At 46.5% G+C, this 4,418-nt stretch carries 5 protein-coding genes; 3 read left to right on the forward strand and 2 right to left on the reverse strand.

Annotation, left to right across the window (positions count from 1 at the left end):
• Positions 1–125 precede the first annotated feature (125 nt).
• Complete coding sequence (locus tag U8U68_RS21505; RefSeq protein WP_322204453.1) at positions 126–659, reverse strand: PadR family transcriptional regulator; 534 nt, start codon at positions 657–659, stop codon at positions 126–128.
• Positions 660–856: 197 nt separating this feature from the next.
• Here U8U68_RS21505 and U8U68_RS21510 point away from each other — a divergent pair, with 197 nt between their 5' ends.
• Both U8U68_RS21510 and U8U68_RS21515 read left to right on the forward strand, forming a co-directional pair.
• Complete coding sequence (locus tag U8U68_RS21510; RefSeq protein ID WP_322204455.1) at positions 857–2,215, forward strand: MATE family efflux transporter; 1,359 nt, start codon at positions 857–859, stop codon at positions 2,213–2,215.
• 88 nt (positions 2,216–2,303) lie between these two features.
• The gene (locus U8U68_RS21515) at positions 2,304–2,471 is read left to right on the forward strand and encodes a cysteine-rich KTR domain-containing protein (protein WP_322204457.1); all 168 of its coding nucleotides are present in this window, start codon (positions 2,304–2,306) and stop codon (positions 2,469–2,471) included.
• 10 nt (positions 2,472–2,481) lie between these two features.
• Here U8U68_RS21515 and U8U68_RS21520 read toward each other — a convergent pair whose 3' ends face one another.
• Positions 2,482–2,883, reverse strand: coding sequence for a helix-turn-helix transcriptional regulator (locus U8U68_RS21520; protein ID WP_322204459.1), 402 nt, complete (start codon positions 2,881–2,883; stop codon positions 2,482–2,484).
• Between the two features lie 330 nt (positions 2,884–3,213).
• On the opposite strand from U8U68_RS21520, the gene U8U68_RS21525 reads away from it, so the two are divergent.
• Positions 3,214–3,717 carry a sigma factor-like helix-turn-helix DNA-binding protein gene (locus U8U68_RS21525; protein WP_322204460.1) on the forward strand — a complete coding sequence of 168 codons (504 nt, stop codon included), beginning with the start codon at positions 3,214–3,216 and terminating at the stop codon, positions 3,715–3,717.
• Positions 3,718–4,418 lie beyond the last annotated feature (701 nt).

Here is a 4,418-nt window from a genome sequence, read left to right on the forward strand (position 1 = left end):
TTCAAATTGTTTCCGACTGATGTCACTTGGATAGCTTTTCCTCACCTGTCTTCCCCCCTCATCCCCTCTATTTTATCACTGGACCGGATGGTTGGCTAGATACTAAACAGGTTCTAAGAAGTACACTACAGAGAAGAAAAATGCTCCTTCAACGCGGCGATCCACCCCTCCAGCGCCTGAGCCAATACCATCTGCTGCCGCAGCACAGCCATTCCGGTCTCCGGCACTTCAGGCGCATCCTCTTTCTGGTGGTAGTTTTCCTTCAAGTTTTCAGTAAGTTCATTAATATTCTTTTCAATCTGAGAAATGCAGCCTGCCTGCGCTTCTGGCGGCAAACTGTCCAGATTCACAATCACAGCGTTGAAATCCAGGAACAGCCGAATCGGCTGCGCAGAAATGTCCATCATCAGCCGCTCAAACTCCCGTTCACCCTTTTCAGTCAGCGTGTAAACAGCCTTTTCCGGCATCTTCCCCTCTTTTACGATTTCAGCAGTTATAAGCCCTTTTTCCTCTAGCTGGAGAGCCTTTTTGTAAATCGATTGGGTGCTGATTTTCACCCACTTCGATATATTCCGATATTCCACTAGCTTTTGAATATCATACGCACCCATCGGGCCTTTTTTCAGCATTCCCAACACAATCAGATCAATCGTAGCCATTTCCTGCCGCCTTCCTGTAAATCAGATTCATCGTTATGTTATTATGATACTCTATTTTAGAGCGGATGTCAAGAAAAGATTCTCTCTGCAATTACTATCTTGACAACCACTCTAAAAAGTAGTATAATCCCTTTTGCGGCAACTACTCTAATTTCTGTCACTATCAAATTCACTAGTTGCCCGAAAGGAGTAAATGAATGAACGAACGCAACAAGAAAATGGAACTGCTAGGCAGCGCACCTATCCCCCAAGCACTCCTGGCCCTGGGTATTCCTATCATGATCGGAATGCTCATCAACGCCCTATACAATCTGGTAGATGCCTACTTTGTAGGTGGGTTGGGTGAAAGCCAGATGGGAGCTATCTCCGTTGTTTTCCCCTTGGGGCAGGTGGTAGTGGGACTTGGCTTGATGTTTGGCAACGGTGCGGCTTCCTACCTATCCCGGCTGCTGGGAAGCGGGAAAAATGAGGCCGCCAACAAAGTTGCCAGTACCGCATTGTATGGCAGTGTCCTTATTGGAGCTGTCCTTATCGTCGGCGCCAGTATATTTTTGGAACCGATTCTGACCATGTTAGGGGCAACGGAAACCATTATGTCCTATGCGGTAACATATGCAAGGATTTATGTGCTCTCCTCCATCTTCAATGTATTCAACGTCACGATGAACAATATTGTGTCAAGTGAAGGGGCTGCAAAAACCACTATGTGCGCCCTTCTCTTAGGGGCAGTCCTTAACATCGGCCTTGATCCTGTGTTCATTTATGCTCTTGACATGGGAGTTGCTGGAGCAGCCATTGCCACGGCAATATCCCAATTTGTGTCCACACTGGTGTACTTGACATATGTGTTCAGAAAGAAATCTGCCTTTACTTTCAGTATAAGAGAGTTTGCTCCCACAAAGCAGATGATGTCGGAAATTTTGAAAATTGGTGTTCCAACACTCACATTTCAAGTCCTCACCAGTGTATCCATCGCTCTTATCAACCGGGCCGCCAGCAATTATGGTGATGCGGTCATCGCCGGAATGGGAGCCGTTACAAGGGTAACTTCTATGGGAACATTAGTGGTGTTTGGATTCTTAAAAGGGTTCCAGCCTATTGCTGGGTTCAGCTACGGAGCAAAAAAGTTTGACCGGCTCAAGGAAGCCATCAGAACATCCACGATATGGTCGACAATCTTCTGTGTGATCACCGGGCTGTTCATGGCAATTTTTTCAACGCAGATCATCTCAGCCTTCACAGACGGTAATGCTGAAATGATATCTGTAGGCGCAAAATCTTTAAGGGCAAACGGTATATCTTTCATTCTATTCGGGTTCTACACTGTGTACTCGTCCCTTCTCCTTGCCTTGGGAAAAGGAACTGCAGGATTTTTCCTTGGCGCTTGCAGACAAGGAATCTGCTTTGTGCCGGTCATCCTACTGCTACCCGCACTGTGTGGACTGAATGGGATACTTTACGCACAGCCTATTGCTGATGCCGCTTCTGCCATAATTACGGTGCTGATGGCAATACGTCTTCACCGGGAATTGACAAAGTCCACCCTGGCTATATAAACATAGACACAATAAGAACTAACTGCGCAAAAGCCAGCCGCTCAGTCGCAGAGCTGCGCAAAGAGAAAGTGGGGATGTACAGTTGCAGATGAAACAACAGAAATCAAGATGGATACACTGTCCTTCATGTGGAGGCAAGACACGCAACAAAGTGTACCAGGACACCGTCCTTGTCAACTTCCCCCTATTCTGTCCGAAATGTAGAAAAGAAACACTGATAGATGTTGTACAATTCAAAATGATAATTAAAAAATGAGCCAGTCGTACTATACGGAGAGCCTGCATCCTCTACTGAGGGTACAGGCTCTTTTCTGTTCTACTGGATTTTGATAGCGGAATTTGTCCGGATCGCAGCAATAATTGACTCGATGATTGGAGCCAAAGAGAGCGGCCTCCTCTTCGCTGCAGTCTTCTACCAGGAATCGCAGTCGGCGAAGGCCAGGGCTGTCCCGCAGAAGTTCAGGATAAAACACCTCCCGTGAATCAATTTTCAGAGAACGAATCAAAGGATACAAAACTTCCAATTTAGGATTTCCCTTGTAGTTCTCTATGTTCAGTACGGTTCGGACATCCACATCAGCAGCCTCAGCGACCTGCCGTTGTGTGACTCCCAGTTCACCTCTGGCTCGTTTCACAGCATCACCCAGTGGGCGTGTATATTGTGGCATTCTACTTCACCTCAGAAATATTGTACAATACACGCCGCTTCGACAAAATTCACGGAAGTACCTCAATTTAGTGTATTGAGATTCCTGTCAGGAGTGAAATAACCCTTTGAGCACTCTGCTTGGACTTATTGGAAGCATACAACGGATTAAACTGTATTTCAATGTTTTGAGATAAGTCTGTATGCCTTTGGTGATGTATTACAATACACCTCATCAAAGGAAGAAAAACATAAATCTTTTAAACTCTATAATCTTGTTTTCGCAAGATGCCGAAGCCCCCCAATCAATCGTTTTGCCAAACCCAAAACAGATTGATTGGAGGAATCAACGGTGAAATACCCACCAAGGAAAGTGTTCGTTTTAGAAGATGGAGTGTATGAGGAGCTCACTTATGCTCAGTTCAATCAGAAAAAGACGTGCTATGCAGGCAGGCGGTTCATACCCCTGCACGGTATGTTGATGGAAGTGTCTGAGAGTGACTATAAAGCGTTCTACAAGGACAAACGCCGCCAGAAATATCTGGACGAGCGCTCTGCAAAGAACGGCGATTTTTCCTATGATATGCTCACCACGGATGAGTTCAATGGTGAGGATATTCTGGTTGACATGGCATCTGATACGGCTGGTGACGTAGAAAAGAAAATCATGTTGGACAATCTCCGGCTTGAGTTCAAGAGGTTGTCTGAAGATGAGCAGAAAATTTTGTATCTCATCTATGGTCAACGGCTTAGTGAACGGGCTGTCGCGGAGCGCTTTCATGTGTCTCAGAATGCCATCCACAGGCGCAAAGTCCAGATTCTGGCAAAACTACGGAAAGCAAAAAATTTGAAATAATTTGGTTGTCAGCCCTTTCGTTTTTCGGCATGGAAAACGAGAGGGCTTTTTTCTGCCCTCTGTTACTCTTTGAAAATTGAATATTCAGCGCACCTTTTACTTTCCTTTTGCTGCCGTGAGGAGCGGCAGCTACATGAGCGGACGCCAGAATGTTGGCCTCCAGGCTCAGACGATGGAACGCACATCCATCGACGGCGATGACCGGCAGAAGGGATAATGATACTTGCGTCCAGTTCTAAAGCCGAGCGTGGCCCGTCGCAGCAAAGGAGGGCGCCCTCCAGAGATCCTGGGGGTGGTGAGATTCCAATGAGGCCGAGATGCAAAGCATCTCGTAGGCATAGGCCGGGAGGTGTGTTCCCTGTCCAGGGATGTTGAGAACAAATATGGATGAGCAAAACGATTGATAGGATAACGTGGCCGTCCGTTTTGGGCGGCCACTTCATTATACAAAAGTTTAATTTGTCAGATCAGCGTTGCAGGATGGAGCAAAAAGATATGTCTGAAATGAAAACTCTAGCGTTTTGCGCTGGATGTATCTGAACTCTTGTGGTATTGTTGGTGGTGCCAAAAGGCAAAAATCAAAGAAAGGAATGGTGCAAATGACTGTAACCGACATCAGCCGGGAACCGCAAAAGCCTGAGATAATCCGGCTTGCAGCCTACTGCCGGGTGTCCAGCAAATCCGCTGACCAGTTGCACTCT

The sequence above is a fragment of the Acutalibacter intestini genome (assembly GCF_034334985.1).
GTDB lineage: Bacteria > Bacillota > Clostridia > Oscillospirales > Acutalibacteraceae > Acutalibacter > Acutalibacter intestini.